Below are 12,159 nucleotides of genomic sequence, written 5' to 3' on the forward strand. Positions count from 1 at the left end.
TATTTTAGAACTAAACCAAAGGAGGATCAAAGAAATGAAAGAAGCAAAGCATTGTATGAAAAGCAGCCTGGGCATTTTTTGTTTATGTTTCTTCATCGGAATTTTCTTTCTGACCCCGCTGGTCTGTTCTGCGGCCGAAAAAGTCCTTAAGATCGGGGCGATTTTCCCGTTGTCCGGGAAAGGGGCGGTCTGGGGTATTGCCGCCCAGAGGGCTATAACCATTGTCCAGAAGGAGATTAATGGCCGGGGTGGTTTGAATGTGGCTGGTGATAAATACCGTTTGGAGATTATTTGGGAGGACGATAAGTTTAATGCCGCCACCGGCCGGATGGCTGCAGAAAAACTGGTCAACCGGGACGGGGTGAAATTTATCCTGGGTTCTCAATCTTCCGCGGTCCTGTTGGCCGTTCAGCCCATTACGGAGCCCAAAAAAATTCTTTTTTTCCTCAATTCCTTTGCCAAAGAGGTCCTGTCTCCGGATAAACCCTACAGCTACCGCATGGTCCTGACCTCCAATGAGATCCTGCCGGCCATGTATCCCTGGCTGGTCAAAAATTATCCGAAAGCAAAGACCGTGGCCTTTATCGAGCCCAATGATGCCAGCGGCTGGTCGGTGGAGAAGGACTGCCGACGGAACGCCGAAAAGAACAATCTCAAAATCGTCTTCTCCCAATTTTATGAACGGGGGACCTCGGATTTCTATCCCCTCCTGAATAAACTCATCCTCCAGAATCCGGATGTCATCGACTTTACCGGTGCCCCTCCTGGTGATCAGGCCCTGATCGTCAAACAGGCCCGGGAGTTGGGTTTCAAAGGCAAGACCTTTGCGGCGACGACCATCGACCCGCCAGAATTCTGCAAGATCGCCGGGACTCAGAATGCCGAAGGCCATATCAGCAATACCCATGATCTGTTGGGGGCCTTTAATACGGAAGCCCAAAAAAAGTATGTTGAGGATTACCTGGCCCAGTTTGGAAAACCATTCGATCCGGTAACGCCCAAGTATACCCTCTACCTGGAGATCCTGGCCCAGGCCATTGAAAAAGCCGGAAGTCTGGATACGACCAAGGTGAAAGAGATACTGGATAAGACGGAGGAATGGAATTCAATTTATGGGAAGGCCCGATTCGGGGGCAAGGAATACTACGGGATCAAACACCAGATCGTCACCCCGGTCTATATCTCCGAACTGATTAACGGGAAATTGGTCAACCGGGGCACCATGATGCCGGTCATTCATTAAAGGGCGATTAATGAGTTTCCCATTTTTTATACAGGTCCTGGTCAACGGGCTGATGCTGGGGCTGACCTATGCCTTAATTGCTTCCGGCTTCAGCCTGATCTATGGCATCATGCGGCTGTTAAACTTTGCCCATGGCGATTTTTATATGTTAGGGGCCTTCGCCACCTACCTCCTGTGTGAACGGTTAGGGATGGATTATTTTTCAGCCCTGTTGCTGAGCATGGTCCTGGTTGCCCTTCTGGGAGTCATCACCTATCATTTCTTCTTCCGGCCCTTCCGGGATCAACACGACCCCAGTGTGGTCATCGCCCTGGGCGTGGCCATGTTGATCGGCGGCCTGGCTCCTCTGGTCTTCGGAGAGAAGGACCAGTCCGTAACGCCGGTCTTTTCAGGGGTTGTCCGGTTTTTAGGGGCCACCCTTTCCCTGGAGAGGATCTTTGTCATTGCCATGGCCATTGTCCTGATGATCGCTTTAACCTTGTTTATTAAATTCACCAAAATGGGACAATCCATGCGGGCCGTGGCCCAGGATCAGGAAGCGGCCGCCCTCCAGGGCATCGGGGTCAATTCCACCTTCATGATGTGCATGGCCATCAGTTCCGCCCTGGCCGGGGCCGCCGGGTCCCTGCTGGCCCCCCTTTTTGTGGTCAATCCTTTCATCGGCACCCATGCCGTGCTCAAGGCCCTGGTTGTGGTGGTCATCGGCGGGATGGGCAGCATCCCCGGAGCGATTGCCGGGGGTCTTCTCTTGGGATTTGTAGAAAGTATCGGGAACACCTTTTTAGGCGGGGTAACGGAGATCCTGGGCTTTGTGATCGTTATGCTGGTCCTGATCTTTAAGCCCCAGGGACTGTTCGGCCATGGGTAAGCGCAAATTGGGGTATCTGATTTTATTCATTCTCCTGGCGGCTTTTCCGATCTTCAACCAGGATCCTTTTATATTACACATCCTGATTACCACCGGGATCTGGGCGACTTCCGTCTGGGGGGTCAGACTGATCATGTCCACCGGACAGTTGACCCTGGGACATGCCGCCTATATGGCCGTAGGGGCCTATGCCTCGGCTCTATTGGTCATGAAGGCCGGGTTTTCCTTCTGGCTGGCCCTGCCGCTGGCCGGCCTGATCGCGGCCCTGGTGGCGCTTTTGATCGGCTATCCGACCTTGCGTATCAAAGGGGTTTATTTTGCCATCATCACCTTTGCCTTTGCCGAGATCGTCCGCTTGATCATCGTCAACTGGCCCGGTTTTTTAGGGGGGTCCGGCGGGATTCCCGGTATCCCCTCTCCCTCCCCTTTTTTTTCCATCCCTTTCAGCGGCCGGGTCCCTTTCTACTATCTGATTTTATTTATATCACTAGTGACCTTTCTGGTCATGAGGGGTATTGATAAAAGCCGGATCGGAAAAATTTTTTCAGCCATTCACGAAAGCGACGATCTGTCCCAATCCTTTGGTATCAATATAATGAAATACAAACTGATTGCCTTCTGTCTGGGCTGTTTTTTCGCCGGGTTGAGTGGAAGTTTTTACGTCCATTACTATAATTTTGCCAGTCCGGAGTTTTTTACCATCTGGCAATCCGTTTATTGCCTCCTTTTTGTCATCGTCGGAGGGGTCGGCGGTGTTTTCGGACCCCTTTTGGGCTCATTTTTTATGACCCTGGTGCCTGAATTTTTACGGGAAACCAAGGAATATGAACCGGTGATTTACGCCGTTATTCTGATCCTGGTCATGTTTTTGCTGCCCGGAGGATTGATTACGCTGCCGGCGCGGTTGGGAAGAAAAAAAGGCCACAAAGAATGAAAATATCGAATAACGAATAATGAATGTCGAAGGAAATAAAAGCGAGGTTCAATGTTCAACGTTGAACCTTAAACCGAAACCTTGAGTCTTTGTTACTTCATGATTCGAAATTCGGTGTTCGATATTCGATATTCGTATTTTTGATCCAAGGATTCAAAAATCGATGCTCTTAACTATCGAAAATGTAACCAAAAACTTCGGCGGGCTGGCGGCCCTTTGGAATTTGAGTTTCCAGGTTAATGAAGGGGAAATCCTTGGGCTGCTGGGACCCAATGGTTCGGGCAAGACTACGCTTTTTAATGTGGTCAGCGGATTTTTTTCCCCTTCGGCCGGCCGGGTCTTTTTTAATGGCCGGGATATTACCGGATTTCGGCCCAACAAGATCGCCCAATTCGGTTTGGTACGCACCTTTCAAGGAACCAATCTATTCAAGAACCGGACGGTTTGGGAAAATGTGGTTATTGCCCACCACCTGATGATCAAGGCCAATTTCCTGGAACTTCTTCTAAACCAAGTGCGGGCCAAAACAAGTGAAGCAGCCGTCGAGAGGCACAGCAAGGAAATCCTGGAGTATCTGGGCCTTTTAGCCGTCAGGGAAGATCTGGCCCATAATCTGCCCCATGGCCTTCAGCGGGCCTTGGGGGTGGCCATTGCCCTGGCGGCCCAGCCCCGGTTGCTGCTGCTGGACGAGCCTCTGACCGGAATGAACCCGGAGGAGTCCCGAAGGTTTATCGATTTGATTCGGGGTCTGCGGGACAGGGGGATCACCCTGATGATCGTGGAACACGATATGAAGGCCATCATGGGTGTCAGTGACCGGATAGTCGTCCTTAATTATGGACAAAAGATCGCTGAAGGTCCTCCCCAGGAGATCCAACGGGACCCCAAGGTAATTGAGGCCTATCTGGGAAGCGAGGTTCCGGTATGACCCAACTATCCTGGTTTTCTTTGCAGAACCTGAAGGTTTCTTACGGAGCCGCCCCGGCCCTGAAGGGAATCTCCTTACAAGTCGAGACTGGGAATATCGTTACCCTCATCGGGTCGAATGGCGCCGGAAAAAGCACGACCTTACGGGCTATATCCGGATTGGTCCCCCTGGCAGAAGGGGAGATTTTTTTTGAAGGAAAAAAGATTCATGGTCTTTCTCCACAGGAAATTGTCCATCGCGGAATCGCCCATGTCCCTGAAGGCAGAAGGGTCTTCCCGTTCATGACCGTTCTCGAAAATCTGAAAATGGGGGCTTTTCGCCGCAAGGATAAGAAAGAGATCCGGATGGACCTGGAAAAGCTCTTTGAGCACTTTCCGGTTTTGCGGGACAGACAGGCTCAAAGGGCCGGGAGTCTCAGTGGAGGAGAACAACAGATGCTGGCCATTGGCCGGGCCTTGATGTCCCAACCGCGGTTACTCCTTTTAGATGAACCTTCCATGGGTTTGGCTCCCATAATGGTCCAGGAATTAAGCCGGATAATCATCGAGATCAACCAGAGGAATGTGGGTATCATCATCGTTGAGCAAAATGCCCAAATGGCCCTGCGCCTGGCCCATCAGGCCTATGTGTTGGAAACGGGATCGGTTGTTTTGGAAGGAAAGGCTTCGGACCTGATCCATGATGAACACATCCGAAAGGCGTATTTGGGGGGATGAAAGAAAGGTACAAGGTATAAGGTGCAGGGTGTAAGGTAAAATCTCAAACCTTAAACCCTCAACCTAGAACCTTTTTTAGGGGGGACTTATGAGAAAAGTCGGCATTGTGGGGATGGGGACCACCAAGTTCAAGGCCCGCTGGGTGGACAAGACCTATTATGAGCTGGCCTTCGATGCGGCCAGGATGGCCATGGAGGATGCCGGACTCAGTCGGCTGGATATCGATTGTGCCGTCTACGGGATCTACAACGATTTGTTTCAGCGTCAATACCAGCCTGACGCCTTTGTCCACGATTATCTGGGACTGGGCTTAAAGCCCATGGTGCGGGTCAATTCCGGCGGGGCCACCGGCGGGGCGGCCCTGCGCATCGGCTACGCCGAGGTGGCCAGCGGCCTCTATGACATCTGTCTGGTCCTGGGGGTGGAAAAATGCGCCGATTGCTACAACTATGAATTTCAGTCCGCCACCCCGGAGGTCCTGCGGGCCATCCTCTATACGGCTGACATGACTTATGACAACCCGGCCGGCCGCACCGCCGCCTCGGGCTTTGCACTGGCGGTCATCGCCCACCGGGAAAAATACGGCAACCCCACCGATGAACAGATGGCCAAGGTCTCGGTGAAGAATCATTTCAATGCCACCAAGAATCCCATTGCCCAATCGCCCAAGGTCCTGACGGTGGAGGAGGTCTTGAATTCCAAAAAGATCGTCGAGCCTTTCCGGTTTTATGACAATTGCCTCTATACCGAAGGGTCTTCGGCGGTCATCCTGGCCTCCGAGGAAGTTGCCCGGAAAATAAGCCCCAAACCGGTCTGGATTACCGGAGTGGGGGCTTCCACCGACTATGTCATACCCGGAAACCGGCCCAACATCCATACCTTCGAATCTTCCCGGCTGGCGGCTCAAAAGGCTTACGGCATGGCCGGCCTTACCCACCCCCTGGAAGATTTGGATTTAGCGGAACTGCATGACGCCTTTACCGGTACCGAGATTATGGCCTATGAAGACTGCTTTTTTTGTGAAGAAGGGCAGGGGGGACGGTTGATCGATGAAGGGGTGGTCATGGCCGGAGGAAAATTGCCGGTCAACCTGAGCGGCGGTTTGATCGGCTGCGGCCATGCCGTAGGGGCCACAGGCATCATGCAGACTTATGAAGTAGCCCTGCAATTGCGGGGAGAGGCCGGAGAACGGCAGGTCGAAAATGCCCGCCGCGGATTGGTGCAAAGTATCGGCGGGACCCTTTGCACCTGGACGGTTTGTCTGGTTTTGGAAAGGGAGGGCTGATCATGAACGAGCAGGAACGGGAAAAATGGTATGCTTTTGAGCATCAAAAATATGGCATCCCCATTGAATATCTGAAGCGGGAATTTGAAAAAGAGTTGTCAGGCCAAGTCCCTATGGACCAACCCCTGGAGATACCTGACAAGATGGAGGTCATCTATAAGTACAGTTACGGCCAACAATCCCGGTTTTTCAGGGAACTGCGGGAAAACAAGAAAATTTACGGGGCCAAATGCCCCCAATGCAGCAAGGTCTACTGCCCTCCCAGGGCCCATTGTTCCCTGTGCTATCAGCCTACCGAATGGGTGCCTTTGACCGGGACCGGGGTGATCAAGACCTTTACGGTCCAGTATATCTCCACCAGTGCCTTTATTAAAAAAGTTCCCTTTGTCTGCGCCTATGTGCAATTAGATGGAACCGATTTTCTGCTCATGGCCAATATGGAAGTGGAAGATGTGGCCCGGATCAGGGTGGGGACAAAAGTCAAGGCCGTCTTTCGTGAAGAACGGCAGGGGACCATCACGGATTTTTATTTTGAACCGTACGAATAATTTTTTTGACAGGATTTACGGGATTGACAGGATTGACAAATTCATAAAAAGTCCCTATGCGCGCATATTCGTCATTCCCGTGAAAACGGGAATCCAGTGCTTTTAAGCAGTCACGAGTTGACTGGATTCCCGCCTTCGCGGGAATGACGAGTTTTTGCGAGTTAATCAGGATTGTATTTTCCCCTTTCTTGTCGAAGGGTAAAAAAATCCAATTAATCCCTTTTAAAAGTAATTTAATACACATCAATCGCGGAGGCCATAAATGTCCCGGAAAGTCATCATCACCATTGCCCCCACAGGCAGTATACCGACCCGGAAAAACAATCCCAATCTTCCGATTACGCCGGAAGAAGTGGCCGAAGAAGCGCGTCGCTCTTATGAGGCCGGGGCTGCCGTGGTGCACCTCCACGCCAGGAATCCCGATACCGGTGAACCCACGCCGGACATCGAGGTCTTCCGGGCCAATCTTGAGGCCATCCGGGCGGCCTGCCCGATCATTACCCAGATCACCTCGGGCGGCGGGGCAACCCGCTTGGGCCTCACACCGGAGGAGCGGTTGAAACCGGTCCTGGAACTCCAACCCGATTCGGCCTCTTTGAATGCCGGCTCCATGAATTTCGGCCGGAACCTCTTTCCCAATCTTCCGGAAGTCATGGAGCTATATGCCCGGAAGATGAAAGAGATCAAGGTCATGCCCGAGTTTGAAGTCTATGATCTGTCCATGATTAATAATGTAGAGGTCTGGATCCGCCAGGGCGGGATATTGGAACCCCCCTATCAATTCAGTTTTGTCCTTGGGGTTTTGGGCGGGATTCCGGCCACCTTTAAAAATCTCCTGGCCCTGAAGGAAAGCCTGCCCGAGGGCTACACCTGGCAGGCTATCGGTATCGGCCGCCATCAGATCCCCATGGGGATTATGGCTGTCCTTATGGGGGGAAATTTCCGGGTCGGTTTTGAAGATAATGTTTACCTGTCCAAAGGGGTCCTGGCCAAAAGCAATGCCGAATTGGTGGAAAAGGCGGTGCGCATCATCCGGGAATTGGGGTATGAACCCGCTACGGTAGCAGAGGCCAGGGAGATATTGCCGCTGTTGAATAAATAAAAAATATGAGGAAAAGGAGAATTTCGATATTCATATTTGGAGGAATCTTATGGAAATGACTCTCGGTGAGGCATTTGCCCGTTCGGCCCGAAAATTTCCGGACAAAACGGCCTGTATGGATGATGAAAAAAGTATCACCTATGGCCGGATGAATGAACGGGTTAATCGCTGGGCCCAGGCGGCTATTGGATTGGGTTTGGAAAAGGGCCGTCATGTAGCCACCTTGGCCAATAATTGTCTGGCTTTAATGGAAGTCTATCTGGGAAATCTAAAATGCGGCCTGGTCACCGTACCTATCGACGCCCGGGCCACTTTGCAGGATAAGTGTTATCAGGCCGAATTCACCGACAACGACGTCCTGATCTTTCACTCTGATTTTTCCGGTACGGTAGAAGAAATACGCAGTCGGCTTCCACAGATAAAAACCTTTGTCTGTCTGGGCGGGAATTGCCCTTCTTTTGCCCTGGATTACGAAAAGCTGCTTCGGCAAAGCCAGGATAAAGAAACGGAAATCCCTCTGGTGGAAGAAGACGAAGCCTTTATCCTGTTCACAGGAGGGACCACCGGCCGTTCCAAAGGGGCGATACTGACCCATAAGAATTTACTCTGGAATATCATTTGTGTGACCACTGAAAATCAAAGCCCCACCCCGGAAGATAGTGTCTATTATCCCATGCAGATGTACCACACGGCGGCCTTAAGCCGTTTTCTGGCCTACATGTATGCCGGCGGGACCTTCATCGGCAGCAAAACCTTTAACCCGGATACTTATCTGGATGTGGTGGAAAAAGAACGGACCACCTTTATCGTCGGCAATCCCACCATCTTCAGGATGCTCCTGGAGGCCAATATCAAACGTCCCCGGGACACGTCTTCCATGAAGCGCTGGTTTTGCTCTCAAGGTTTTTTGCATCCGGATTTAAAAGAAGATATCCAAAAATATCTCTGGCCCAACGGCGAGCTGTACGGCTCTTATGCCTTGACCGAGGCCTCGCCGGCAGTGACCGTTTTAAAACCTACGGACAGACCCCGTCAATGGGGGAGTGTCGGCCGCCCTTATATGTGCACCGAGGTGCGTATCGTGGATGAGTCTGATCAGGACAGGCCTGTTGGAGAAGAGGGGGAAATTATCGTCCGCGGGCCCACGGTTTTCAAAGGGTATTACAAAAACCCCGAAGAAACCGCCCGGACCTTAAGGGGGGGCTGGCTGCACACCGGGGATGTGGGCCGATACGATGACCTGGGTTTTCTCTATATGGTCGACCGGATCAAGGACATGATCAAGACCGGGGGGATTAATGTCTTTTGCAGTGAAATAGAAGAGGTCCTTTCCCGCCATCCGGATATCTCCGAAGGGGTGGTCATCGGGGTCCCCCATGTCAAATGGGGAGAATCCATCCGGGCCATCGTGGTCCCTAAAAAAGGGGCGGAGTTGTCGGAAGCGGCAGTCATCGAACACTGCCGCTGCCATCTGGCCAGTCATAAGAAGCCCACCTCGGTCATCTTTTTGGAGGAACTGCCCAAAGGGACCTTTGGCGGCAAGGTTTTGAAAAGAATTTTACGGGAGCAATACGGAAAGGAATAGATTTTTTTATGGCCCCCCATTATTTTGACGATTTCTATCTTGGCCAGGAATTCATTACTAAGAGCCGGACGGTGACTGAAACCGATATAGTCAATTTCGCCGCCCTGTCCTGGGATACCAACCAACTGCATACCGATGCCGAATTCGCCAAAACGACCCCTTTCGGCGAGCGGATTGCCCACGGCATGCTGGGCCTGGTGATCCATACCGGACTGTCCCAGATGCTGGGGATCATGGAAGGAACCGTCATTGCCTTTCTGGGCCTGACCTGGAATTTTCTCCTGCCCGTCCGCATCGGGGATACCATCCATGTGGTCCAGCGGGTCAAGGAACTGCGGGAGACTTCCAATCCGGAGCGGGGGATCCTGGTCCTTGAAAAGGAAGTGGTCAATCAAAAGGGAGAGACCGTTCAGAAAGGGACGACCACTACCCTGATGGCCAGGCAGAAAAGAGGCCAATAAATTTATGAAGATCCTCTTCGGCAAGCCCATCGCCTCTTTTCAACTGGTCCAGAATCTGCTGGCCGAGATGTCTAATAGGTCAGGCATCTTGCCTGACAATAGATTGAAATTAAAAAGGACGAAAAATGGGTCACTACAGTAACAGCGGACCGCTCAGCGGAATAAAAATTCTGGATTTTTCCAGCCTTCTGCCCGGTCCTTTTGCAACATTATATCTGGCCGATATGGGGGCCACGGTTTTGCGGGTCGGTTCAGGCACCAGGCCGGACCCTATAGAGACCAGAACACCTTTTATTCCTGAGACTGAAATTTCAGCGCTCTGGGCCTACCTGGCACGGGGTAAGCAGTCGATCAATCTAAACCTTAAAAATCCCAAGGCCGTCAGGATTGTTGAACAGTTGATCGCCGAATATGATGTGGTCATCGAACAATTTCGACCGGGTGTGATGGGCAAACTGAGATTGGATTATGAAAGCCTGAAAAAAATTAATCCGGCCGTCATCTATTGCTCGCTAACCGGCTATGGACAGACCGGTCCCTTAAGAAAAAGGGCCGGTCATGACATTAACTATCTTTCTCTGGCTGGACTTCCGGCTTATTCAGGGAAAAAAGAAAGCGGTCCGTCTCTGACGGGTATGCAGATTGCCGATATCGCTTCCGGTTCACTCCATTCGGTTATCGGTATTCTGGCGGCCGTCATCCATAGAAAGGAAACCGGGGAAGGACAATATATAGACCTAGCCATGATGGATGGGGTGATGGCCTTTAATATTGCATCCGGGGTTTCTTGCCTGGTGGACGGGACAGAGCCGGTCCGGGAAAGGGAACGGCTGAACGGGGGGACCCTTTATGATTTTTATGAAACCAAAGACGGGGAATATATGAGTCTTGGTGCCCTGGAACCCCAGTTCTTTAAAGCCTTTTGTGAAGCCATCGGGCGTCCGGATCTTATATCTGGCGGCATTGCTCCCAAAAATATTGAAACGGTCAAGGCTGAAGTTCGCGCCATTTTTAAATCAAAAACGAGGGATGAATGGAGAGAAATTTTCAGGGACTTCGATGCCTGTGTGGAGCCGGTGCTCGGTCTTTCGGAAGCCTTAAACAGCGCCCAGGCCAAAGAACGTCAGATGGTCATCGATATAGAACTGCCGGAGGGTGGCAAGGTCAGGCAGCTGGCTAACCCGATTAAGTTTTCTCATGCCCCTAAAGAATACACCTCTATAGGGGTTCCTTCGGGGACACACACCAAAGAGATTATCGGCGGATTAAGCTATTCGGAGGAGGAGTATAAAAGGATGGAGCAAGAAGGGGTCTTTAGTTAAATGAGTAGAGCGCTTGAAGGGATCAAGGTTTTGGATCTGGGAAGCTATATCGCCGGCCCCTATTGTTGTATGCTTTTGGCGGATCATGGGGCCGAGGTCATCCGGGTGGAGCCGCCGATGGGTAAGGTGGATCGTGAACTGGGCCCCTATTCGCCGGACGGCCAGCCCATGTCCTTCGGTTTGACGATACAGCGAAACAAGAAAAATATCACCTTAAACTTAAAGTCCGAAGCGGGAAAGCGACTTTTAGAGGAATTGGTTAAAAAGGCCGATATCCTGGTGCACAATTCTCCTAAAGGATCGGAAGAGGCCCGGGTCCTCGAATATGAGCGTTTGAGCAGGATCAATCCGGCTTTGATCGTTGTGGCCATATCCGGCTTCGGGCAGAACGGCCCTTATGCGGAGCGGCCTTGCTTTGATGCCATTGCCCAGGCCATGTCCGGTTCCATGCCCTTCACCGGATATCCGGGATTGCCGCCCCTCAGGGCCGCCCTCCCTTATATCGATTTCAATACAGCGGCCCGGGCCGCTTTCGGGGCTATGATGGCCTATGTGGAGCGTCAGACGAGCGGCCGGGGGCAGCTTGTCGACATTGCCCTCTTTGACGTGGCCTTCTCCATAGTGGGCTCCGTGGGGTGTGCGGCCGAATACCTGCTCCTGGGTGAATTGCGAAAACAAGTCGGTAATGGGGGGTTCTATGCCTATTGCTGCAGTGCCTCGGCAAAAGACGGCTACCTGATGATCAATATCGTCGGCAATAGTATGTGGCGGCGCATGTGCCGGGTCCTGGGTCGGGAGGATCTGGCTAAAGATCCGCGCTTTAAAGATAATCTGCAACGCTACCGGAACTATGAGGCCATTGATCCGATCCTGGGGGATTGGATCAGAGATAAAACGATAGCCGAAGCCATGCGAATACTGGATGAAGCCGGTATCCCCTGCGGTCCGGTCAATGATGTCTCCCGGACCCTGGAGGTGCCGCAAATTAAGGCCCGGGAAATGCTGATCGAACTCGACTATCCCGTCACCGGAAAAATTCCGGTTCCAGGGGTGGATATCAAACTATCGAGAACACCGGGCCGGGTGGCTAAACGGGCATCTTTGTTGGGAGAAGACAATGAATCCATTTACTGCTGGCTTCTCGGCTATGAACCGTAAGATCTGATA

12 protein-coding genes are annotated in these 12,159 nt (G+C 51.9%); all 12 read left to right on the forward strand.

All coding sequences use genetic code 11. The features are described 5' to 3' along the window. Positions 1–34: 34 nt before the first annotated feature. Positions 35–1,243, forward strand: coding sequence for an ABC transporter substrate-binding protein (locus HY879_17300; protein ID MBI5605094.1), 1,209 nt, complete (start codon positions 35–37; stop codon positions 1,241–1,243). Positions 1,244–1,253: 10 nt separating this feature from the next. Then, positions 1,254–2,111: a branched-chain amino acid ABC transporter permease gene (locus HY879_17305; protein ID MBI5605095.1), complete on the forward strand. Its 858-nt coding sequence runs from the start codon at positions 1,254–1,256 to the stop codon at positions 2,109–2,111. Continuing rightward, complete coding sequence (locus HY879_17310; protein MBI5605096.1) at positions 2,104–3,045, forward strand: branched-chain amino acid ABC transporter permease; 942 nt, start codon at positions 2,104–2,106, stop codon at positions 3,043–3,045. Before HY879_17305 ends, HY879_17310 begins: the two co-directional genes overlap by 8 nt. 163 nt (positions 3,046–3,208) lie before the next feature. Continuing rightward, positions 3,209–3,973 carry an ABC transporter ATP-binding protein gene (locus HY879_17315; protein MBI5605097.1) on the forward strand — a complete coding sequence of 255 codons (765 nt, stop codon included), beginning with the start codon at positions 3,209–3,211 and terminating at the stop codon, positions 3,971–3,973. Further along, positions 3,970–4,689: an ABC transporter ATP-binding protein gene (locus tag HY879_17320; GenBank protein ID MBI5605098.1), complete on the forward strand. Its 720-nt coding sequence runs from the start codon at positions 3,970–3,972 to the stop codon at positions 4,687–4,689. The genes HY879_17315 and HY879_17320 overlap by 4 nt, the downstream gene beginning before the upstream one ends. A gap of 88 nt (positions 4,690–4,777) precedes the next feature. Further along, entirely contained in the window at positions 4,778–5,974 is a 1,197-nt protein-coding gene (locus HY879_17325) for a thiolase family protein (GenBank protein ID MBI5605099.1), read from the forward strand. 2 nt (positions 5,975–5,976) lie between these two features. Next, positions 5,977–6,522, forward strand: coding sequence for a Zn-ribbon domain-containing OB-fold protein (locus tag HY879_17330; GenBank protein ID MBI5605100.1), 546 nt, complete (start codon positions 5,977–5,979; stop codon positions 6,520–6,522). A gap of 262 nt (positions 6,523–6,784) precedes the next feature. Beyond that, positions 6,785–7,624 (forward strand): 3-keto-5-aminohexanoate cleavage protein, encoded by an 840-nt coding sequence (locus HY879_17335; GenBank protein MBI5605101.1) that lies wholly within the window; start codon positions 6,785–6,787, stop codon positions 7,622–7,624. Between the two features lie 49 nt (positions 7,625–7,673). Continuing rightward, complete coding sequence (locus tag HY879_17340; GenBank protein MBI5605102.1) at positions 7,674–9,209, forward strand: acyl--CoA ligase; 1,536 nt, start codon at positions 7,674–7,676, stop codon at positions 9,207–9,209. Positions 9,210–9,217: 8 nt separating this feature from the next. Next, the gene (locus HY879_17345) at positions 9,218–9,670 is read left to right on the forward strand and encodes a MaoC family dehydratase N-terminal domain-containing protein (protein MBI5605103.1); all 453 of its coding nucleotides are present in this window, start codon (positions 9,218–9,220) and stop codon (positions 9,668–9,670) included. Positions 9,671–9,795: 125 nt separating this feature from the next. Next, entirely contained in the window at positions 9,796–10,992 is a 1,197-nt protein-coding gene (locus tag HY879_17350) for a CoA transferase (protein MBI5605104.1), read from the forward strand. Further along, positions 10,993–12,150, forward strand: a complete 1,158-nt coding sequence (locus tag HY879_17355; protein MBI5605105.1) for a CoA transferase — start codon at positions 10,993–10,995, stop codon at positions 12,148–12,150. The last annotated feature ends 9 nt before the right edge of the window (positions 12,151–12,159 follow it).

This window comes from Deltaproteobacteria bacterium (assembly GCA_016219225.1).
GTDB lineage: Bacteria > Desulfobacterota > RBG-13-43-22 > RBG-13-43-22 > RBG-13-43-22 > RBG-13-43-22.